Below are 21639 nucleotides of genomic sequence, written 5' to 3' on the forward strand. Positions count from 1 at the left end.
GTGATTCGTCGGACCCGGTCGTCACCGCTGTGCCGACGCCACGGTCGAACGTCGAGAGCCGTACTTCTGCTTCAGCTCGGCCTTCGGGATCTTGCCGGTGACGTTGCGTTCGAACGGCTCCACGACCAGGAAGTCGGCGGGCACCTTGTATTTGGCTAGTCGGGTCCGACAGTGTTCGGCGATGGCCGTCGTATCGAGTTGCACACCGGGCCGCGGCACGATCAGCGCGCGACCGACCTCGCCCCAACGCTCGTCAGCGATCGAGATAACCGCGGCGTCGGCCACGTCGGGATGCTCCGCAATGACGCGCTCGACCTCGGCCGGATACACGTTCTCGCCTCCGGACTTGTACATGTCCTTATAGCGGTCGACCATCGTCAAATATCCGTCCTCGTCTTGGACGAGGGCATCTCCGGTGCGGAACCATTCACCCGCGAATGCTGAGGTGTCGTCGCGGTCGCGGCGCCAGTAACCCGGTGTGACGGCCGGGCCGTGCGCCCACACCTCACCGGTCTGGCCGGGCGCGACGTCCTCGCCGTCGGGCCCGACGATCCGAATAGCGGTGTACTGCACGGGAAGTCCACATGAGCCGAACTTGGTCAGCGTGGCCGTGGGCGGAACGATGCTGACGATCGGACCCATCTCGGTGGAACCGTAACCGACACTCAGCGGCAACCCACGATCGTGGAAGGCTGTGGTGACCTCCCAGTTAAGGAAGCCGCCGCCAATCTGACCGTGCACCATGTGGTTGAAGTCAGCGTCGGCGAACGCGGGAACAGCACTCATCATCTGATACATGACCGGCGCCCCGGAGAAATGCGTGAAACCTCTGTCCCGGCCGGCCAGCAACTCGACCACTCCGACCGGATCGAACCTGGGTACTACCGCCACCGTTCCGCCCAGTGCCAGCACCGGATTCGTCATGCTGTTGAGACCGGCCGCGTGAAAGAACGGCAACACCGCCAGATAACGACTGGACGACGACAGCCCGTAGGGCTGCACCGAGTTCAGCAGCTGGTAATGCAACGTCTGATGGGTGCAGATCGCCGCTTTGGGCCGGCCGGTCGTTCCTGAGGTGTAGAGGAGTTGCACCGGATCGGTGATGCGGCTTATCGGGCGGGCGGCTCTCGGTGCGGCGGCCGCAGCGCCGGCGACGATGTCGTACGCGCAATCGGCTGGAACGCCAGACTCGTCGGCTCCGGCCACGCCGGGGAAGGATGCCAGCCGCGGGATCCCGGCCGCCGCCGCGATGTCGACAGCCACCTCGCGCATGCCGGCGTCGTGGATCAACACGATCGGATCCGAATCAGTGCACAGGAATTCCAGTTCCGGGCGAGCCAGCCGGAAGTTCAGCGGGACGAAGATCGCGCCGAGTCGCATACAGGCGAACTGCACCACTAGCACCCAAGGGTCGTTGTTCGCCAGCACGGCCACCCGATCGCCCTGAGCGACCCCCAGGTCGTCGGCGAGCGCGCCGGCCAGACCTCCAACCACCTCGTCGAGCGCGCGCCACGTCATGACCTCTCCGGTCGTGACGTCCTCGAGCGCGGGTGCGTGCGGCCTGCTGCGGCTGTGATAGCTGACCGGGTCAGAAGCCAGGTGGTGAACGCTCATAATGTCCGTCCTGCTGCGTCGTCAGTCAAGCTGCGGAATGACCGCGCTACCGATGAGTTCGACCATCTCACGGAATTCGCCCGCGGGCTGGCCACCCATGTCGATGTAGATGAGGTTGGTGGTGCTGGACAACAGCTGTGCCCAGGTGTTGAGCCGGTCGGCGACCTCTGCCGGACTACCTACGATCGCAGGGCCACGCGTGGTGAGGAATTCGAAGTCGAACGGCTTTTTGATGAATGGCGGCGGGTCCGGGTTGACCCTGCAGATGATGGTCTTCATCAGCTCGAAGTAGTTGTGGTAGCGCGGTTCCCACCGCTGCCTGGCCGCCTGGCTGCTTTCGGCGACATTGACATGCCAGCAGGCGCCGACCCGGGGTTGACGCGAGTGGCCGTACGAGGCGAACTTTTCCAGGTAGCTTTCGACCACCGGCTTGAACATCTCCGGATTGCCGAACGCCGAGGGCAGCATCAGATCGAGACCGAGTCGGGCGGCCAGTTCGAGCGACGATTCCGAGGCGCCACCGCCGATCCACAACGGTACGGCGCCGACCGGCGCGGGTTGAAGCACGAAGTCGTCGATCGGCCCACGGTGGCGCGATCCGGGCCAGTCGATCTTCTTGCCCGCCCACAACTGGGTGAGCAGTTCGATGTTCTCGGCGAAGAGCTCGTGGGAGTCTTCCAATCGGTTGCCGAACAGCGTGTAGGTGGAGACGAAGAAATTGCCGCGCCCAGCGACCACCTCGCAGCGCCCTCCGGACAACGCGTCCACGGTCGCATAGTCCTCGGCCACCCGTATCGGGTCGAGGTTCGCGACCAGCGTGACCGCGGTGGATAGTCGCAGGTGCTCGGTGCGCTCGCCGATCGCCGACAGGATCACCGGCGGTGCCGACGTTGTGTACTCCAGTCCGTGGTGCTCGCCGATATGAATGCCGTGGAAACCGACGCCGTCAGCTGCCACGGCAGCTTCGACGATGCCGCGATGCCGTTCGGCCGCGGTCTCGGTTGCACCGGTGACAGGATCGGTGACCACGTCCCCCAGCGACATCAAGCTCAAATTCATGTTGGCCTCCTGTAGGAGTAGAAAGGGTCGGTCAGGAAGTGGCGAAGCCGTGCCGCTGCATCCAGTCGTGGACGTGATCGGCGGCTTTTGACAAGTGGGAGCGCTGGTCGTTGCCGGTGAAGTAGTGGTTCGCGTCGACCAGATCGATGCGTTCCTTGTCCTGGTGGCCGATGGCGTCGAACACCTGCTCTTGGTGGCTGGTAGGCACGGCGTCGTCGGTGCCGTTGCACATCATGAGGATCGGGACCGACACCCTTGGTGCGGCGTCGCCTGCGTCGACCTGTGCGGTGTCCAGGCCCCACTGGGACAGCCAACTGCGCGCGGTGGTGAAGCGCATCAGCGCGCCCGGGCTGGTATTGGCGATCTCGGGGTCGCCGAGGTAGCTCCAGCGGGGCCGGCGTCCGTTGGGTTCGATGGTCGGGTCCAGCCAGCGAGGATCGGCCATGGTGCCGTGTACGACGAACGCGTGCTCGGCGTGTGGGCGGCCGTTCCGACGAAATTCGTCCAACTTTTCCTGAGCGAACGCGGTGATCCGACGGTTGCGCTCACGTTGCCGGTTCCGGTATGCGGCCAGAAAATCCGCCGAGTATGGCGGTTGATTCGGGTTCGCCGGATCGTAGAGATCGAACTCGGCGTCGCGATTTCGCTCGGGCACCAATTCGTCGGTAACCGAGGCATCCAAGAATTCGGTGAGCAGCCGGTGGCGACTGCGCGGGGCGGCCAGCAGCATCACGCCGTCGGCGGCCGTCAGCGTGGTTTCGGCCAGCGGCGTCGGCTCCCCCGCCGCGGTCTGGGTGATACTAGGTTTTTCCGCTTCGGCCTGGTAGCCCATCATCGGTGAGCCGCCGCCGCTCCACCCGGCCAGCACAACCTTGCGGTATCCCAGCCGTTCTTTGGCGTCGCGCACGCAGGCGCCGACATCGAGGAGATGGTTTTCCATCTGCAGCGCCGAGTCGCCCAACGTGTAGCGATTCGCGCAGCCGATGACATGCAGGCCGGTCCGCGCCAACTCGGGGAAGAACGGCAGGTAGGCCGGCGAGCCGATCGGGTGCGACGCCACGATCACGGTGTCGGAGTCACGGTCCCCGCGCAGTAGCTGGGCCTGACGCACGACATTATCGCCGATAGTCCCATACACGTCCTTGCGCGCCGCCCGTTCGGTCGACACCACCAGATAGGGCGTCCGCCGGTACTTGGACCGCTCAACCGAGACTGGTTCGGCGGTCATAAGTAGCGCACTTTCCGCATGTTGCGCATCGCGTCCCTCATTTCCTGGTCGTGGCGACCACAGCATCGTAACCATACATTGTTTGGTTTGTGAAGTCGCGGGTCAGGAACGTCGCGTCGCGCGCCACGGGATGCCAGTGTCGACCCGAGGCTCACCAGGCAGGCCGAGAACGCGCTCTCCGAGGATGTTGCGCAGGATCTCCGAGGTTCCACCCTCGATGGAGTTGGCCAACGAGCGCAGATAACCCTTGCGGACATCGTCGCCGCCGTACGCCGACGATGCGGTCGGCGCGGTCTCTGCGTAACCGTCGATCAGCAGTCCGGCCGTGCCCGAAATGTCAACGCCGAACTCAAATATCGCCTTATTAAGCTCGGCCATCTGCAGCTTGGCGATCGAGCCCTCGGGCCCGGCTTCCCGGCCGGCCTGCGCGGCCCTGACATTCGTCAGGCGAGCGGCTTCTGCCTGCGCCCACAGCAGCATGAGCCGCTCTGTGGCGACGGCCGTCACCCGCCCGGCCGCGGCCGCCGCACGGTAAGTCGCGACGGCTCGGGCGATCGTCCCGTGCCCGCGGGGCGTGGTGCGCGCGCCGATGGCGATCCGCTCACTGGCCAAAGTGGTAATTGCGACTCGCCAGCCCCCGCCGACCTCACCGAGCACATTGGCCGCCGGGATGCGGACGTCCGTCAGGAACACCTCGTTGAACTCGGCCTCACCGGTGAGCTGACGCAGTGGCCTCACCTCAACCCCCGGCGTGTGCATGTCGAGGATGAAGTACGTGAGCCCTTTGTGTTTGGGAACGTCGGGATCGGTACGCGCGAGCAACAGCCCGAACCGAGCGACGTGGCCCAGCGACGTCCAGATCTTCTGGCCGTTGACGACGAACTCGTCGCCGGCGGACACCGCACGGGTCGCCAACCCGGCCAGATCCGAGCCGGCGCCCGGCTCGGAGAACAGCTGGCACCAGATCTCCTCGCCGGAGAAACAGGGGCGTAAATAGCGGCGCTTCTGCTCTTCAGTGCCGTGCGCGTGAATGGTCGGCAAAGCCATCCCAAGCCCGATTACATTGCGCGCCTGATGATCCGGACAGCCCGCAGCAGCGAACCTGCGATCGACGACCGACTGCAGCGAGCTGTCGAGGCCGCGCCCACCATACCCGGGGGCAAAGCTCACGACCGCGAGTCCGTCATCGAAGCGAGCTTCACGGAGCGCGCGATCCGATTCGCCGTCAGCCGGATCGCTGACCGGGTGTCGCCGCAGAAAATCAGCAACAGCTTCTTCGACCGCGTCGACTTCAGGCGACGGATCACCGGGCTCCGTCTCGTTGAAGGTGCCTTCAGCGGCCGGCCGTCCGGACGCGCCAGCCATGTCGAGCAATTCGGCAAGACGGTCGCGGTGGCTGGACGGGGATCCGAATAACAGCTGAGAGCTCTTGGCGCGCTTGAGATACAGATGAGCCGGGTGCTCCCAGGTGAACCCGATACCGCCGTGGATCTGGATATTGTGCGCCGCCACTCGGGTATACGCGTCCGAACACACGCTGCGGGCCAGGCTGGCTGCGACGGACAGGTTGGCCACATCGTGCACGGCCGTCCATAAGCCGTGGTAAACCACCGACCTCGCCGATTCGACATCGACGAGCATGTCAGCGCAGCGGTGCTTGATGGCCTGGAACGAGCCGATCGCCCGGCCGAACTGCACCCGGGTGGCGGCGTGCCGCACCGCGAGGTCGAGGGCCCGTGTCGCACCCCCGAGTTGTTCGGCGGCCAGATAGAGGGCCGCCAGGTCCGCGCTGCGCTGCAGAGCGTCTGCGGCGCCACCATCGACGCCCAGCAGGTCAGCCCGTGCGTGGTCGAAGGTGACTTCAGCCAGCTTGCGGGTGGTGTCCATGGTGCTCAGCGTCTTGCGCTGGACCCCGTCGGCATCACCCCCGACGGCCAGCAGGCACGGGCCCGCTGCACTGCGGGCGGCGACGAACAACACATCGGCCGCGAGCCCGTCGACCACTATCGCGGCGGTACCGGATACCTCCCACTGGCCGGCGTGCTCTGCCGCGGCCAACGTACTGTCCGCGGAGCCTGGGCCCGACCACGCCAGGGTCGCGATGGTCGTGCCGCCGGCGATTCCCGGCAACCATCGAGCCGCGGCAGCGTCGTCATCCAGCCCGAGCAGAACGCTCGCCGCCATGCCCACGCTGGACAGAAACGGCCCACCGAACAACGCGGCGCCCATCTCTTCGAACACCACGCCGAGCTCGACCGCTGTCGCACCGCTGCCACCGAACCGCTCGGGAATTGCCAGGCCCTGCAGCCCCAGCTGGTCGGCCGCGCGACGCCAGACCGCCGGGTCGAAGCCGATATCGGTCTCCATGCACCGGCGCACCGACGCTTCATCCGAATGCTTCTCGAGGAAGTCACGGACCACCGCGCGCAGCTCCTCGGCATCCTCCCCCGGAAGGAAGTTCACACGTCTACCTCCGCGTCAGTGGACCGCGTCGAAAACCAAGGGCAAACTCTCCGGGCCGTTCGCGATTCCCGCCGCCCAATGGACCTCGGCCTCGGGGTCGGCGAGGCGCAAGTTCGTGATCCGTTTGAAGAGCTCGTCGAAGGCGATCGCGATCTGGATTCTGGCGAAATGCGCTCCCAGGCAACGGTGCAACCCGAGCCCGAACCCGACATGGCCGCCGCGACGCAGATCGAATCTCAGGTGCGAGGCATCCTCGAAGTGCGTCTCGTCGCGGTTCGCCGAGTCGAACCGCACCAGGATCTGCTCGCCCGCTTTGATCTGCAATCCGCCGACTTCGACGTCCTTGGTGGCCGTTCGCCCGAGACAGCCGACCGGCGATGTCAGCCGGATGAGCTCATCCATGTCCTGGCGGATCCAGGCAGGGTCGCGGAGCCGCGTTTCCAACTCGGGATGAATTGCCAACTGATGGGCGATACTGCCCAGCGCACCCCGCGTGGTATCCAGGCCTCCGAGGAACAGCACGGCCACGACGCCGAGTCGCTCCATCTCGGTCAGGTGTCTACCGCCTTCGACGGTGCCGGTGGAGATGGCGTTCATCACTTCGTTGGCCGGATTGGGGTTTTCTGTCTGTTCGGCAAGGTACTGCACGGACAGGGCGACGAGTTCGCCGTAGGCCTCGTCGGTTCCTTCGACCGCGACGCGGACCACCACGTCTTGGGCGTGCGCCATTCGCACGGGGTCGTCTTCGTTGAAAACAGCGCGCGACAAGGCATTTCCGACGAACGGCCCGGCGAATTCCCGGACGAAATCGAACCGACCGTTGCCAATGAATCCATCAATCAACTCGGCTGCGTTCTTGCGCAGTTCAGGCTCGAACTTCGTCAGGAAGGTGCGGGTGAAAAGGGGGTTGAGAATCTTGCGCAGATCAGGCTGATAGGGCGGATCGGCGTCCAGCGGGTTCAGTCCCACCGGAGACGGCCGAGGTGCCACACCCTTCGACGAGAAGGTGTATGGATCTTCCAGAATTCGTCGCACATCCTCGTACCGGAAGACCATGTACTGGCCACCGCCGTCGGCATCAGTGTGCGCGACAGGGCATTTTTCGCGGGCGTACGCGAGCACATCCCACTTGATCTTCTCGTGCGCGGGATTCCACATGTCAAAGTGCGGAAGCAATTCTTCGTAATCGATCCCCGGGTTGGACACCATCCACCACCACGCCCTTCATCGCCACGTAGTCACCCGCGGAGTTCGCGCGGGAGCGTAAGTCAGATTAAACCATCACCGTTTGGTTAGGGCCACCATGGCGAAATAGCTTCCATCGGTCAGAACGTGATCATGCCGCGCATGATGGTTCCGCTGAGCAAATCGTCGTAGCCCTCGTTGACCTGCTCGAGGCGGTAGGTCTTGGTGATGAGCTCTTTGAGCTTGAGTTCGCCCCGTTTGTACAACGAGAGCAGACGGGGCAGGTCGGCGTGCGGGTTGCACCCTCCGAACACGTTGCCGACGATCTCTTTTTGGCTGAGGATCACGTCGACCAGCACGACGTCGACGTTGGTCACGGTAGGAGGCGCGACGGATGTCAGGCAGGCACGACCGCCCTTGCGGGTCAGCAGCATGAGGGGCATCAGCATCTCGCCACTCATCAGGCTTGCCGTCATGATGGTTTTGTCGGCCATGACACCCCGGGTCAGCTCGGTGACTAGAGGCATCGCCTCCTCCATCGACGCGACCGAGTGGGTGGCACCGAGCAACTCGGCCTGCTGCCGGCGGAACGGCACCGGATCGACCGCCACGATGACCTCGGCGCCGGCGATCCGCGACCCCTGGATGGCACTCGACCCGACGCCGCCGCACCCAACCACGACGACGGTGTCCCCTGGACCAACCTGTGCGCGATTGACCGCCGCCCCGAATCCCGTTGCCACGCCGCATCCCACGAGCGAAGCCAAATCCAGCGGGATGTCGTCATCGATCTTCACGCACGAGTCTTGGTGAACCACGGCGTACGGGCTGAAAGTGCCCAACAACGACATCCGGGCCAAACCTTGTCCGCGAGCATGGGTGCGCGGTTTGCCGTCCACGATCGGCATTCCGGCCATGATGACGGCACCGTAGTCGCACAACACTGAATTACCGCTCGCGCACCACCGGCAGTGCCCGCATGCCGGCATGAAGGCCATCACAACGTGGTCACCCGGCTTGAGCCGCGTCACCCCAGCGCCGACCTCTTCCACGACACCGGCGCCTTCGTGTCCACCCACGATCGGAAGACCAATTGGCATGTCTCCCTTGACACCATGGTCGTCGGAGTGACACAGGCCGCTGGCGGCGAGCCTGACCCGCACTTCGCCGGGCAGCGGGTCGTCGAGTTCGACGTCCTCAACACTCCACTTCTGCCCGACTTCCCACAAGACCGCCGCCGTTGTCTTCATTGGTTCTCCTTCGTGACTGAAGAGTAAGGGAGCGTGCAGAAGTCGCGGATCTAGCGGATGTCGAATTCGATCGGCAAGGCGTACAGGACGCGGCTCATCCCGGGCCGTCGCGCGATCTCGGCCCCCGGAGCAAGCCGCAGGTTGGTGATCCGTTCCAGGAGCGTGTCGATGGCGATGCGAATCTGCTGGCGCGCCAGGTGCATGCCGATGCAGCGGTGCACGCCCATACCGAAACCGACATGCGGGTTGCGTTCCCGGGTGTAATCGAGTTCGTCGGCATGGTCGAAAACGTCGGCGTCACGGTTTGCGCTGCCGAAGTGCACCAGCACCCGGTCGCCGGCGTGCAGCTGAGTGCCGTTGAGCTCCACGTCGCGGGTCACGATGCGGCCCATCGCATTGACCGGCGAGGTGTACCGCAGGAACTCATCCAGGATCGTGCGTTCCCAGCCCGGCTTGCGCACCAGCTCCTCGAACGAGGGGTCGGTGGCCAACTGGAGCACCATGTCGCCGATCGCGACCTTGGTGGTGTCCAGACCGCCGACGAACAGCACCTGCACGACGCCGATCCGTTCGGCATCGGTCAACGGGCGGCCCAGCACTGTTCCCGTCGTGACGGCGTCGACGATGGCTCCCGGCTGCGAACTCGCCGCGCGTTTCTCGACGAATTGCACCATCAGCTGGTAGAAGTCCAAGACACCCTGAGTGTCGCCGGTGATGAAGCGCTCGTTGCACTCCGCGGCGTTGCGGAAGAGCTCGCCGTCGTCGTCTTCGAAGATCACCGACGCCAGGACGTTGGTGACAAACGGTCCGGCGAAATCCTGCATTGCTTCGCATCGGCCCGACCCGACCCAGGTGTCCATGGCGCAGCGAGCGATCTCGCGGACGCGCTCGTCGCTGGCGGCGAGCCGTTTGGGGTGAAAGAACGGATTGAGCAACTGGCGAAAGCCGTGCTGCAGCGGCGGATCGGTATCCAGCGGAGGCAGTGGCACCCCGCCATTGCCGGAGATGTTGGTGTATTCCGTGGAGGAGAAGGTCTCGGAGTCGGTCAGCACGCGCCGGACGTCGTCGTAGCGGGTGACGATGTGGTAGCCGCCGTTGGCCGAGGTGTGTGGGACCGGACAGTGCCGGCGCGCGTAGCCAAGAATCTGTATCGATCGGTCCGCGTGCTCTTTGTCGAAGAAATCGAAATCCGGTAGTAGGGCCGCTATCTCCGTTTCGGTCAGCACTGACGCGAGTTCAGCATCACTATTCGCCGTGTCGGTCATGGAAACGGTCCCCTCTCGCCGCTGGTGCAGCGTTGTGCGGCCGACCGATGTGCATGCCGACCGCGTGGAGCGATCCGGCTCTCGCTGTTTCGGAGTAGTCCGGATCACAGTCGCCATTAATCTAACGATGATTGGCTACCGCGAGCAAGCCTCGGCCGTCGGCGCGCCTTGCTTCGACTGTCACGACACGGGAACCGCCGTCCGCGCTCGACGCCAGTCAGACCCCGACCGAGGCCGGCCGCGCCGCGCGTTCACGCCAACACCGGATGAGCTCGGCATTCTCGGCCGGCGTGCTGCCGTAGATCGCGATCTCGTCGACCCCCGCCGCCCGGTACTCGGCGAGCCGGTCGGCACAGTGCTCGACGGAACCGATCGCACACGACTCGGCCATCCACTCGTCGGGCACGAGCCGTGCCGGCTCCATCAACTCGGCACGGTGGAAATCCTGATCGGCGTTCTTACCCATCAGCTGTTTGTGCGTCCGCAACTTGCCCAGCACCGACTGATCCCAACCGTTGGAGTTGGTCAGCGCCTCGCCATGCCCGGGCCACTCGAGGTAGGTGACCGCACGTGCGTGCGCGTAGGCGCGCGTGCTGAACTCGTCCAGCTCGGCGGCCACCACGATCGGGTGGCAGATACGCAGCGAGGCCGGGTCGCGATTGCGGTCGGCGCAGGCGTTGCGCAGCCGCTCCACCACCGTGCGCACCGCATCGACGGTGAGGAAGGGATAGAGCATCACGGCGTCGAACGCGTCGTGGGCGACGGCCTTGGCGAACTTCGGTCGGCCGTACCCGCACGCCCAGACCTCGGGCTTGGGAACATCACCCAGCGCATCGATGGTCCGCAGTTGGGTGCCGTTGTAGTCGACCACGCCGCCTTGCCAGAGTGCTTTGACGGTCTCGGCGTAATGAACGAAGTGGTCGTAGGACAGTTCCGGCATGTCCGGTAGCGGCACGCCGCGCCCAAGTCCGAGCACGAACCGCGGCCCGTAGAGGGCGTTCATCGTCGCGCCGAAGCTCGCTGCCACCATGGGGTGGCGCGAGGACGCCGACCATACCCCGGTGCCGACGCCGAAACGTGTTGTGCGCGCGGCGATGCCGCCGAGAATGGCCCCGGAGTCCTTGAGGTCGAAACGTTCGCTGAGCCAGCCACGGCGAAAGCCCAGGCGCTCGGCGTCCTGCGCATCCGTCAGCGCGGTACTGATGTGGGTGAAGCCGCGCTCCCGCTTGGTGGTCACCCGCCCGCAGATGAGGTAAATGCTGAGGTCGTCGACGACCGGCGCGAGTTGGCCGCTCGGGTCGTGATCCACGGTATCCATTTGCTGTGCTCCTCGGTGACGTCGCGCGTGCAGCCGTGCTCAATCCCATTGACCACCGGCATCTTTCAATCAATAACAGTAAGAGTACTTGTACGCAACGCATCAGTGCGACAATCTGCAGATGCCGGCATCGCTGAAAAGTGGAGGCCAACTCACCCGTCGAACCGTGATCGCGACCGCCATCGCACTGATCGAATCCGACGGCGTCGACACGTTGACCATGCGCAAGCTTGCCCGTGCCTGCGGAGCGGCGCCGATGTCGCTGTACCGGCACGTCGCCACGAAAGAGGAGCTGTTGCACGCCGTCGTGGATGCCTATCTCGCCGACGTCGAACTGCCGTCCACGGACGACCTGCCCTGGGATGAAGCGATCGAACGGGTCGTGCTGACCGTCGCCGCGGCGTTCGACGCGCACCCACAGCTAGCGGAGATTCTGGCAGTTCAACCGATCGATGCCGCCGCGGTGTTGGACGCGATGGAACGCATCGCCCGAGCCTTGAGGTCCGCGGGGTTCGACGACGGCGCGGTCAGAAGTGGACTGGCGACACTGAGTGCCTTCGCCACCGGCTACGCGCACCGGCGTGCCGCGCATCGCCGCGCCCCGGATGTCCGCGACCGCCGTTTCGGTCGCCTCGCCGAGGAGCCGGAACGCTTTTCGGCTCTATTGTCGGTCTCCGCGGGGGAGGGTCTCGACACTCCAGAAAACTTTCGCGTCGGGCTCGGATGCATCATCGACGCCCTGCGGCGTCAGGCGCCGGGCCCACGGCGTCGAGTCGTGTAGCCGACACGACCGGGCAACCCAAATCGTCACTGCCTCAACGATTGATCACGGAACTGAGCTGTTCGATCAGCTTGTGTTTGCGGACTTTTCCGGTCGGTGTGAGCGGCAGGTCCTCGGCGCGGTAGAACACCACCCGCTTGGGCACCTTGAACCGCGCCAGATTGTCCCGGCAGAGGTCGAGGACGTCGTTTTCGGTAATTGTCGCGTCCGGCGCCGGAACGACGACCACCCAACCGGCCTCACCCCAGCGGTCGTCGACCATGCCAACAGCGAAAGCCTGGCTGATCTCGTCGTGGGATGCCAGCAGATCCTCGATCTCCTTGGGCATCACCAGTTCGCCTCCGCTCTTGTACAACTCGCGGCTCCGACCGGTCACCTGCAGGTAGCCGTCGGCCCGCACCCGTCCAAGGTCTCCGGAGAACAACCGCCCCTGCCGCAGCGTCGCGGCGGTCTCCTGTGGACGGTTCCAATACCCGAGCATCACCGTCGGCCCGGACGACACCAACTCGCCTTCCTCGCCGGGCGGCAGATCCTTATGCGTCTCGGGATGCACTGTCGCGTAATGCACCAGAGCGTCGGTGCCTGGAATAGACGCGGCACCGGCCATTTTCGCCTTTCCTGCGGTTTCGGCGGTCAATTCCAGCGGGTCTTCGGGTCGTGTCAACGTCATCGCCCCGCCGCACTCGGTCATCCCGTAGCCGGTGACGATCTCGCTGACACCGAGACGGTCTTCGACGTTGCGCCACAACCAGATCGGCGCAGGGGCCGACCCGCAGAGCATCGCCCGCAAGGAGGTGAGGTCGTAATCGCGGCGTGCGGCACTCTCGACCAACGCGACCGCCATGGTCGGCACGCACAGGATGTCACTGGCGCGGTGCCGGTCGACACCGGCAAAGTACCCTTCGGGACTGAACGTGGGCTGCAGAACGACCGCACCGCCGGCGAACATCGCCGAGAGCAAGCCTTCGATGTAACCGAACATGTGATAGCAAGGCAACGAGAACAGGATGCGCCGCCCGTCCTCGTAGGCTCGTGTCAATGCCGACGCATAGGCGGTACGCAACACCGCGTCGTGGGTGACCAGTACGCCTTTGGGTGAGCCCGTCGTACCCGAGGTGTACAGCATGTCGCCGGGGTCGGTGGGGTGGGCCGCCAAATCGTCGGCGGCACCGCGGTTCTCGTTGCCGAGCTCACCGAGTCCGGGCACCGTCAGGCAGCCGCGGCGTGCCCGGCCGTCGTTGTCGAGCAGCACTACATCGAGCGCGAAACCGGACCGCGGTGAATCCCAGCCGGGCATGATGTCGTCCAGCATCGACTGATAGTCGAGGCCACGGAAGCCGGTCATGGTGACTAGCACGCGGCACCCGGCGTCATTGAGGACAAAGCGCAATTCGTCCTGCTGGTAGAAGAAGTTGACCGGAACGGCGATGGCTCCGACGCGAGCGATAGCGAACTTGACCGTCGCAAACTCTGGGTAATTGGCCATCACCATGCCGACCCGATCGCCCGCGCGGACACCGAGTGCCGCGAGGCCGTCGGCAAGCCGGCGTGACTCTGCCGCCACCGCAACGTAACTGAGTTCTGCATCGTCGGTGAGCACAAAGGGCCGCTCGCCGTACTGCGCAGCGCACCAATCAAGCCACTCGGATAGGGTGTGAGATCGCCAAACGGGGAATCGCGCGCGAAGCAGGTCCCGTCGCGCGGCGATGCTCGCGGTCAACGACTTACCCACACCATGTCCGCCGCTGCCCTACCCCACCGGGTTGGTGCCGAGTTTTGCATGAGACATGTCGCTGATTTCGGCCCAGCGCTTGGTTATTTCGTCCAGAGTCGGTGGTGTGCCGAATGTGACGCCGTCGTTTTGGAACTGCGCGACGCGCTGCACCAGGCCGCCGCCGACGACGAAAACCGAACCGGATTCCTGGTTCTCTTCTGAAACCAGGTAACCGACGGCCGGGGCGACGTGGTCCGGGTTCAGCTTGTCGAGCACCTCCTGGGGTGCGATATCGGCGGTCATCCGAGTGGCAGCCATCGGCGCGACCCCGTTCGCGGTGATCCCGTACTTAGCGCCTTCGATCGCCAGGGTATTGAGCAACCCGACCAGTCCGAGCTTGGCGGCGCCATAGTTGGCCTGACCGAAATTGCCGTAGAGCCCGCTTGTCGACGTCGCCATGACGACGCGGCCGAACTTCTGCTCGCGCATGTGCGGCCACGCCGCACGGGTGACGTAATAGCCGCCGTAGAGGTGCACTTGAATGACCGCGTCCCAGTTCTCATCGGTCATTTTGTGAAACGCGCCGTCGCGCAGGATTCCCGCGTTGCTCACCACACCGTGCACTGCCCCGAAGTTATCGATCGCGGTCGCAACGATCGCCTCGGCCCCTTCCCGCGTGGCCACACTGGAATAGTCGGCGACCGCACGGCCACCGGCACCGACAATCTCGTCTACGACCTTGTCCGCCATGCTGGTTCCCGATCCGGAGCCATCCCTTGCCCCGCCGAGGTCATTGACGACGACGAGCGCTCCGTTGCCGGCCAGGAAGTGGGCATAGGACCGACCAAGGCCCCCGCCGGCGCCGGTGACGATGACAACCTTGTCCTGCAATCCGGGCACTTAATGATCCTCCAGTCGGTTTCAGACGCTGACAGCTTGGTTTAATTTAGATTCAAATTTTCACTCGAGTCAACCGGCGCCCGGCAGAGTCGCGAAGATCTGGCGGTTTCGAATCCCTTGCACACGCCCACGCACCCCGCGACGCTGCAGCCGACTAAAGTCCCAATGATGGCGAACGGCGTCTCCCGAGGGGCCTACTTCGACACGGGTCTCGACGTCCTCTCCGACCTGGGCTACGGCGGGCTGAAGTTGGCCGAGGTGTGTCAGCGGCTCGGGATCAGCACCGGTTCCTTCTATCACTACTTCGAAAACTGGCCCGCCTACACCCGCGAACTGGTCGAGCACTGGCGCCAGGTAAACACTGTTCGGTTGGTGGAGTGGATTCGGACCGAACCCGATCCGCGCCGACGCATCGACCGCATCATCGACATCGGCCTGAATTTGCCCCACGGCGCTGAGGCGGCTATCCGCGCGTGGAGCAGCGTGGATGCCCACGTATATGCGGTACAAGCCGCCGTCGACAAAGAGCGCCACCAGATTCTTCGAGAGTGCGCATTCGAGATTCTGCGTAACGATCGGCAGGCGCAATTGTTCGCCGACTGGGCGGTCTACCTGCTGGTGGGCTACGAGCAGGCCACCTTGCCTCCCGACCCCGCCGCGCTCGAGTGGATTGTCAGCCAGTTGCTCGACGCCTTGGACGCCGGCCGATTTTCTTCGGTGCCGCGCAGCTGAGCGACACGCTCATATCGCCAGCGCGGCCTGATGGGCTTCCTTGAAGCTGTCGAAGGCGGTTCGCGGTGCTACGGCGTCTCCGACCACCGAGTGGGGAATGCTGAGCGCCTGTACGACTGGAAGCAGACTGAGCGCCGGCCGCATCGGCACTGCGGCGACCACCGATCCGACGGCCAGCTCATCGATCGTCTCGCCGTCCGGCCGGACGATGGTGGCCACGCCGTCCTCCAGCTCGCCGAGAATGCCCTGGGTGATGATGCGTTTCAGCCGGCGGTGCCAGGTGCGGGGGGCTTCGAAGCGATGCAAAGTTCCGCCGAACGGCATCACCGTCTCATAGCAGGTGACAAAGGTGACGGACCTGCCGTCGGCGGCCAGCGCCTCGGCGACCAGCGCCGCTTCGTTGGTGCCGAGCGCGTCGTAGACGAGGACGTCGTCGTGCACGCTGCCGGAGAGCGCCGCGGCGGTGCTGATCATGTGTTCGGCGCCCACCAGGTCCGGCGCGAACGTCGCCCCCGTTGCCAGAACGACGTGATCCGGCACGAGGTCAGCGAGCATGGCTGCGGTGACCTCCACGCCGAGCTCGACTTTGACCTGTGCTTCGGCGAGTTCGCTTACCAGATGGTCCAGCGAGCTGGCCAGGTCGGCTGCCGCGGTGAGTTCGACGGCGCGCAGCCGACCGCCGGTGCGTGTTCCGGCGTCGAGGATGCGAACTTGATGCCCGCGCTGCACGGCGATCTCGGCGGATTTGAGACCCGCCGGCCCGGCGCCGACGACCAGGACCTGCTTGCGGTGGGTAGCGGGCCGGATGCGGAGCTCCTCCTCGCGCAGCACGGCCGGATTGTGAAAGCAGCTTGCGGTCGGCGAACCGGCGAGTTTGCGGTCGACGCAGACATTGGCGGCGACACAGGGACGGATCCTATGCGCCTGCCCGGACTCCAGCTTGCGTATCAGCGCGGGCTCGGCGATATATGCGCGGGTCATCGCGACCAACTCACACTCCCCCTGAGCCAGCAGCGCCTCGGCGGTACCGGCCGAAGCGATCCGCCCGGTCCCGATCATCGGGACGGTTGTGTTCAGGGCTTCGCGCAGCCGTCGCAGATAGCGGATGTTGGCGCCCTCGGGCTGCCGGTAGTTCGGGATCGCACGGTCGTAGCTCGGCCCGCCATAGCCGACGGTGGTGTTGAGCACATCGATCTCGCCGGTGTCGAGCAGGCGTTGCAGACCTTCTGCGATACCTCGAGGGCCTTGTCCCCCGTCGTCGGGGGCACGCAGGTCGTCGGTCGGAGTCCGATAGCCGAGTATGCGGTTTTCGCCGATTTCGGCGCGGACCTGATCGATGAGGCAGCGGGCGAAGCGGGTCCGATCGCCGCTGTCAGACGGTCCCCACTCGTCCTCGCGCGAATTGTTCCACGGCGTCAGGGACTGCTGAATCAGATACCCGTGCCCGCCGTGGAGTTCCACGCCGTCACATCCCGCCTGCGCGACAAGCCGCGCCGCGCGTCGAAAGGCGTCAAGGACCTGGTCGATCTCTGCGCTGGTCATCTTGTGCACCGGCTCGCCCTCGGGCGTCTGGGTGTGGTCAAACCCCCACAACGCCGGCCGGGAGACGTCGTTGTCAGTGCGGAACGTGGCGCCGAAGTGCACCAGTTGCACGATCAGCGGCGTACCTTCCCGGTGCACCGCCTCTGCCAGACGCGCGTGCCGGTCCAGGATTTCGGCCGAGTATTCGCCGAACGGGTTGACGTAAAACGGGTGGGCAATCAGCAGCCCCAGGCCGCTCGCAGCTCGTTGCCTGGCGAACTCGATGTACGGGTCGGCCGGCAGCATCGGGTTCCGCCAGGGCTCGCTGATGCTCGTGGCGGTCATGACGACGCGGTTGCGCAACTCCACCGTCCCGACCTGAAGCGGGGACAGCAGCGTAGGAAAACCAGTCACGGACCGGTCTTCTCCGGTGTGAACACGATCGGCAGTGACTCGACGCCCCGGGTGTTGCCGCCTCCCGTCCAGCGAATCTCGGCGCCCGGAGCGACCCGGGCGTCGGGCAACCTGCTCAACAACTCGTCGACCACCGCGGAAAGTTCGGCCACCGCGAGGTGTTCGCCCAGACAGCGATGCCGGCCGGTGCCGAACGTCACGTCCGACGGCGAGCGCGGCCGATCCAAGCTGAACGTGTCGGGCTCCGGAAACACCTCGTCGTCACGGTTGGCTGCGCCGAAACAGAGCATCACCTTGTCGCCGCTGTGCAGGTGTTGCCCGCGCTTCTCATGGTCGGCCACCACCGTCCTGGCCATGTGCATGACGGGCGCATCGAGTCGCAGGGCCTCGGCGATAGCCACATGACGCAGAGACGGGTCAGCCAGCAGCCGGTCCCGCAGGCCCGGCTCGGCCAGGATCCGGTAACAGAGGCTGCTTATACCGTGCACCGTCGTCTCGTGGCCGGCAGAGATGATCAGGCGAACCATTCCCAGGATCGCGGCGGGCTCAAGCGGGTCGCCGTTCTCGCCAGACAACGCCATACCGATGATCTTGCTCAGGGTGTCGTCGCCCGGCTTGTCGATTCTCTCGTCGATCTCGCGTTGGACGAAGGCCTCGAACCGTTTGGCGCTGGCCATCTTTTCGTCGAGACTCACCTTGGCCGACGAGAGGTACTCCATCATCAGCCGGCGCATCTCGTCGGCTCGATTGCGGTCCAAGCCGAGATAGTGCGCCAGTACCGCGGGCGGTACCGGGTCGGAGACAGCTGACACCAGGTCCGCGTGGCCGTCCGCGACGAACTTGTCGAAGCACTCCCGCACCAGCTCCCGGATAGCATCGTGGTTCAGCGCGACGGCCTTGTTCGTGAAGAACGGCATGACCATCTTGCGGTACGCGGAATGCTCGGGCGGATCGAACTCCGCCGGCACCAGGCGCATCGATGCCCCGGTCGGCGGGATCATGATCCCCTGCGTTGTCGTGAACATCGAGTGATCGCGTGCGGCATCGACAACGTCGTCGTAACGGGTCAGCGTCCAGAACCCGCCATAGTTGTCGCTCCAGCCGACCGGGCAGCGACTCCGGAGATCCGCGAGAGTCTGGTGCATCCGCGGTGGCAATTCCGGGTCGCCGTGGTCGAATCCGGTGGACGTCGGCCGAGTGCCCGGTGATGTCCCCGACTCCCTCATCCGGAAACCCCACGCCTGATCCCGGCCGCAGCGGGTGCTGACACTACGGGTCGGCCGAGCTCGAGCTTTGACATCCAGTTATCGCAGTAATCCCGCCAAGTGGTGACCTTGTTTGCGTCGAATTCGAGAACTCCGGTAACCGGAATTTCCGCGATCACCGTGCCGTCGGCGCGGTACAGGTTGTCCGACCTCTCCACGACCACTCGGCCCGAGGTTGCGAGCAAGGTCCGGATCGGGCACTCGACCGTGGCGATCTGCAAGGCGTCGAACATCTCGTCCAGCCCCCGCAAGCAGGCATCGAGACCCGTCAGGGCACCACGGCCGCTGTTCCACCAGACCAAGTCGTCCGTGCCGTACCGGCGGAACGACTCCTTGACTCCTTCGACACCCGGTTCCCACATCTCGAAAATGTGTCGCACGATCCGTTCCTCGTTGGTCACCATCGGCCGCCTCAATCGAGCTGGCCGACGGCCAGCAGTGGGCCGGGATCGAAATAGTCGCGCCACTGGGTGATCTTGCCGTCCGCCCACTCCAGAACACCGACCACGGGAGCGGCGAAGATCTCCTCTCCGTCGGCGTCGAACACGCGGTCTATCCGCTCGACCATCACCAGGCCCGGCGTGGCCAGCAGGGAGCGGACGTCTACCCTGGTGCTGCTGAACTTCCATGCCTGGGCTTGCGCAGTCAGCAGTTCGATACACGCTTCAAGGCCTTCGACGCTGGGAATGCCGGTATTGATCCACTTCACGTCGGGGGCGCAATACCGCTTGAACGCATCGATGATGCCGTCCACCCCTGATTCCCAGAGCGCGATCATGTCCCGGGTGTGGCGTTCTTCCTCAAGCATGTGTCCGCCTCCTTCGTTGTCCTAAGCCGATCAGTGGAATAACGGGCCGCGCTAGACGAGCGCGGGAACCTCCGAGACGCCGATCTGGCGCAGCACATCGGCCAGATTCCAGTAGTCGCGGTTCTGCGCGATCAACTCGCCGCGAATGACACCGGTCGAAATGCCGCGGATGGTGAACGGCTGGCCCTGTCCGGTGAAAATGCCGAAGCTGCCGTCGATCACACCGGAGACAGTCCACTCGAAGCTGTAGCTGTCCTCGTCGACCACGAGGCTTTCCTGCACCGCATTGAAGGAGTCGCCCGCCGCCTCGAAGTAGAGCTCCCAGAAAGCCTGCACCGAATCTTTTCCCCGGTGGATCTGCTGGACAGCGAGGTCCTCGTAGCTGATGTCGTCGGTGAAGCAGGCAAGCGCCGCTGGAATATCCTTGGCCGCGAACGCATTCCAATAGCGGGTCAGCATGTCTCGATTAGCGGCGACTGACATCGTGACTCTCCTTCTGGTGAGCGACCAGGGATTCGTGGTCGGTTCGCAGGGGCACGGCCGAGTGGTAGTGCTCACGCAGCGCCATCTTGGCCACCTTTCCGGTGGCATTGCGGGGCAGCGCCGCGACGACGTCGAGATGTTTGGGGTACTTGTAGCGGGCGATGCGGCCCGCGCACGCAGAGTGCAGCGCGTCGAGGGTCACGTCGGCACCCGGGCTCGCGACCACGACCGCCAGCCCTACCTCGCCCCACTTCGGATCGGGCACACCGATGATCGCCACCTCGGCGACCTCGGGCAGGTCGATGAGAACGTTTTCGACTTCAGCCGCATAGACGTTCTCGCCACCGGACTTGTACATGTCCTTGTAGCGACCGGCGATATAGAAATAGCCGTCGGCATCGCGGCGGGCCGCATCGCCGGTGCGGAACCAGCCGTCCACGAAATACTGTTCGTTGGGCAGGTTCCAGTAGCCAGGGGTGACCGCCGGCCCCTTCAGCCACACTTCGCCGACCACGTCGTCGGCGACATCGGTCAACGTGTCGGGGTCGACCAACCGCACCGCGGTATGCAGCACCGGCTTGCCGCACGTCCCCGACAACGCCCGCTCCAGTCCCTCCTCGAGCACCAGCGCGGCCGGGCCGGTCTCGGTGCCGCCGTACTGCGGGTGCAGCGCGACGCCCTTGGCAGCGAAGGCCCGCAGCAGATGCGGAGTGGTGGTACCGCCGCCCAGGACGATCTTGCGCATGGTGCCGAAGTCGGTGGTGCCGAACGTCGGATCCTCGACGAGGGTCTGAAGCAGCGACGGCGCGGTGGTCAGATGGGTCACCCCGTTGGTCTGGTCGCCGATGTAAGCCAGGATTGCGGCCGGGTTCCAGCGCGCCATCGTGGTGACCTGCCCGCCATGCATCAGTATCGGGTTGGCCAGCACGTTCAACCCGCCGGCGTGGAACAACGGCATTGGGTTGAGCATGTTCACATCCGGGGCCGCCACCTGAGCCGCGGTGAGGATGTTGAAGGCGTTCCACATCATCGAGGCGTGCGAGACCAACGCTCCCTTCGGCGTGCCGGTGGTGCCGGACGTGTAGAGGATGTGCGTGATGTCGTCAGGGTCGTGAGGTTGCGGCGGCAGCGGAACAAGTCCATTCCCGGGCTCGGCGCTGGTCAATGTCTCCAGCTCGAGAATGGTCTGCACGCCCGCGGCGTCGGCCACGTCGCGCGCGGGTTCGGCCCAGGTTGCGTCGTGGGTCAGTGCGGACACGGCAGCGTCGATGCACTGGTGCCGCATCTCCGCGGTGACCAGCCGCCAGTTCAGCGGCACCATGACCACACCCGCCCGCATCGCGGCGAACTGCAGCACGAAGGCCCGTGGCGCGTTGTCTGCGACGACGGCGATCCGGTCTCCCGGCCGCAGTCCATGTGCCAGCAGCGCGGCAGCGGCCAAGCCCACTTGCTGCTCCAGCTGGGCCCAACTCACCCGCTCGCCGGTGTCGGCGCTGGCCAGCGCGATAGCGTGCGGCCGGACAGAAGCGTGGTGCGCGACCCAATCCGATACCGGAAATCGGAAAGTCCTCGACGGCATTGTCATCACACACGACCTTCTGAAGTCGGCGTCGTGACAACGATGTACGGACATTGCATG

At 65.0% G+C, this 21639-nt stretch carries 18 protein-coding genes; 2 read left to right on the forward strand and 16 right to left on the reverse strand.

Annotated features, from left to right (window positions below):
• Nucleotides 1-21 precede the first annotated feature (21 nt).
• The 8 genes from QGN31_RS25230 to QGN31_RS25265 form a co-directional block, all read right to left on the reverse strand.
• A complete protein-coding gene (locus tag QGN31_RS25230; RefSeq protein WP_014941072.1) occupies nucleotides 22-1614 on the reverse strand; it encodes an AMP-binding protein in 1593 nt (530 codons plus the stop codon).
• 21 nt (nucleotides 1615-1635) lie between these two features.
• A complete protein-coding gene (locus QGN31_RS25235) occupies nucleotides 1636-2673 on the reverse strand; it encodes an LLM class flavin-dependent oxidoreductase (protein WP_014941071.1) in 1038 nt (345 codons plus the stop codon).
• A 31-nt stretch (nucleotides 2674-2704) separates the two neighbouring features.
• Nucleotides 2705-3901, reverse strand: a complete 1197-nt coding sequence (locus QGN31_RS25240; protein WP_014941070.1) for an alpha/beta hydrolase — start codon at nucleotides 3899-3901, stop codon at nucleotides 2705-2707.
• A 102-nt stretch (nucleotides 3902-4003) separates the two neighbouring features.
• Nucleotides 4004-6364 (reverse strand): acyl-CoA dehydrogenase, encoded by a 2361-nt coding sequence (locus QGN31_RS25245; RefSeq protein ID WP_014941069.1) that lies wholly within the window; start codon nucleotides 6362-6364, stop codon nucleotides 4004-4006.
• Between the two features lie 15 nt (nucleotides 6365-6379).
• Nucleotides 6380-7573: a cytochrome P450 gene (locus tag QGN31_RS25250; protein ID WP_014941068.1), complete on the reverse strand. Its 1194-nt coding sequence runs from the start codon at nucleotides 7571-7573 to the stop codon at nucleotides 6380-6382.
• 116 nt (nucleotides 7574-7689) lie between these two features.
• Complete coding sequence (locus QGN31_RS25255) at nucleotides 7690-8799, reverse strand: NDMA-dependent alcohol dehydrogenase (RefSeq protein ID WP_014941067.1); 1110 nt, start codon at nucleotides 8797-8799, stop codon at nucleotides 7690-7692.
• A gap of 50 nt (nucleotides 8800-8849) precedes the next feature.
• Nucleotides 8850-10025 (reverse strand): cytochrome P450, encoded by a 1176-nt coding sequence (locus QGN31_RS25260; RefSeq protein WP_233425311.1) that lies wholly within the window; start codon nucleotides 10023-10025, stop codon nucleotides 8850-8852.
• Nucleotides 10026-10281: 256 nt separating this feature from the next.
• The gene (locus QGN31_RS25265) at nucleotides 10282-11382 is read right to left on the reverse strand and encodes a TIGR03857 family LLM class F420-dependent oxidoreductase (protein ID WP_014941065.1); all 1101 of its coding nucleotides are present in this window, start codon (nucleotides 11380-11382) and stop codon (nucleotides 10282-10284) included.
• Between the two features lie 166 nt (nucleotides 11383-11548).
• Between QGN31_RS25265 and QGN31_RS25270 the strand changes: the two genes are divergently transcribed.
• Complete coding sequence (locus tag QGN31_RS25270; protein ID WP_236593138.1) at nucleotides 11549-12163, forward strand: TetR/AcrR family transcriptional regulator; 615 nt, start codon at nucleotides 11549-11551, stop codon at nucleotides 12161-12163.
• A 34-nt stretch (nucleotides 12164-12197) separates the two neighbouring features.
• Here the strand turns inward: QGN31_RS25270 and QGN31_RS25275 are convergent, their stop codons facing one another.
• Together QGN31_RS25275 and QGN31_RS25280 are read right to left on the reverse strand one after the other, a co-directional pair.
• A complete protein-coding gene (locus tag QGN31_RS25275) occupies nucleotides 12198-13895 on the reverse strand; it encodes a class I adenylate-forming enzyme family protein (RefSeq protein ID WP_014941063.1) in 1698 nt (565 codons plus the stop codon).
• A gap of 18 nt (nucleotides 13896-13913) precedes the next feature.
• Nucleotides 13914-14777, reverse strand: a complete 864-nt coding sequence (locus tag QGN31_RS25280; RefSeq protein ID WP_007170510.1) for an SDR family oxidoreductase — start codon at nucleotides 14775-14777, stop codon at nucleotides 13914-13916.
• A gap of 165 nt (nucleotides 14778-14942) precedes the next feature.
• On the opposite strand from QGN31_RS25280, the gene QGN31_RS25285 reads away from it, so the two are divergent.
• A complete protein-coding gene (locus QGN31_RS25285; protein WP_014941062.1) occupies nucleotides 14943-15509 on the forward strand; it encodes a TetR/AcrR family transcriptional regulator in 567 nt (188 codons plus the stop codon).
• 9 nt (nucleotides 15510-15518) lie between these two features.
• Here QGN31_RS25285 and QGN31_RS25290 read toward each other — a convergent pair whose 3' ends face one another.
• Genes QGN31_RS25290 through QGN31_RS25315 form a run of 6 tightly spaced genes read right to left on the reverse strand, consistent with a single transcriptional unit; the run spans nucleotide 15519 to nucleotide 21585 of the window.
• Complete coding sequence (locus tag QGN31_RS25290; RefSeq protein ID WP_083862980.1) at nucleotides 15519-17444, reverse strand: oxidoreductase; 1926 nt, start codon at nucleotides 17442-17444, stop codon at nucleotides 15519-15521.
• Nucleotides 17441-18670 carry a cytochrome P450 gene (locus QGN31_RS25295; RefSeq protein ID WP_014941060.1) on the reverse strand — a complete coding sequence of 410 codons (1230 nt, stop codon included), beginning with the start codon at nucleotides 18668-18670 and terminating at the stop codon, nucleotides 17441-17443. The genes QGN31_RS25290 and QGN31_RS25295 overlap by 4 nt, the downstream gene beginning before the upstream one ends.
• Entirely contained in the window at nucleotides 18667-19113 is a 447-nt protein-coding gene (locus tag QGN31_RS25300; protein ID WP_014941059.1) for a limonene-1,2-epoxide hydrolase family protein, read from the reverse strand. Before QGN31_RS25300 ends, QGN31_RS25295 begins: the two co-directional genes overlap by 4 nt.
• Nucleotides 19114-19121: 8 nt before the next feature.
• Nucleotides 19122-19517, reverse strand: coding sequence for a limonene-1,2-epoxide hydrolase family protein (locus QGN31_RS25305; RefSeq protein ID WP_014941058.1), 396 nt, complete (start codon nucleotides 19515-19517; stop codon nucleotides 19122-19124).
• Between the two features lie 51 nt (nucleotides 19518-19568).
• Nucleotides 19569-20000, reverse strand: a complete 432-nt coding sequence (locus QGN31_RS25310; RefSeq protein WP_233425310.1) for a nuclear transport factor 2 family protein — start codon at nucleotides 19998-20000, stop codon at nucleotides 19569-19571.
• Complete coding sequence (locus QGN31_RS25315; RefSeq protein WP_233425309.1) at nucleotides 19984-21585, reverse strand: AMP-binding protein; 1602 nt, start codon at nucleotides 21583-21585, stop codon at nucleotides 19984-19986. Before QGN31_RS25315 ends, QGN31_RS25310 begins: the two co-directional genes overlap by 17 nt.
• Between the last annotated feature and the right edge of the window lie 54 nt (nucleotides 21586-21639).

This window comes from Mycobacterium sp. 2-64 (assembly GCF_035918375.1).
GTDB classification, from domain to species: Bacteria; Actinomycetota; Actinomycetes; order Mycobacteriales; family Mycobacteriaceae; genus Mycobacterium; species Mycobacterium intracellulare.